Origin of the sequence: Yoonia sp. R2-816, from assembly GCF_046762905.1 — a bacterium.
Lineage (GTDB): Bacteria > Pseudomonadota > Alphaproteobacteria > Rhodobacterales > Rhodobacteraceae > Yoonia.
The window spans coordinates 1-204 of record NZ_JBKQXN010000258.1 but is presented as its reverse complement, the minus strand read 5'-3'; the positions used below and the strand labels follow the sequence as shown (position 1 = coordinate 204).

The following is a 204-nucleotide window of genomic DNA, read 5'->3' as shown; positions in this document are numbered from 1 at the left end:
ACCCGCCGCGTTGGGCCCCAGCAAAGCGGCCAGCGCTTCGTGGAAATCGCCCGTGGAAATGCCTTTGAGGTACAACCAGGGCAACAGCTCTTCGATGGACTTGGCCTTGCGCAGATAGGGCGGCAGAATGGATGACGCGAAGCGGATTTTCTCTACGTCGCTACTCCGGTCTCGCACGCGCGGCACCTTCACCGGCACCGCGCC

Annotated in this window: 1 pseudogene; it reads right to left on the bottom strand. The window is 63.2% G+C overall.

Annotation, left to right across the window (positions count from 1 at the left end):
* Positions 1-204 (bottom strand): annotated as a pseudogene (locus ACFWW2_RS16605) (IS256 family transposase); the annotation flags it as partial.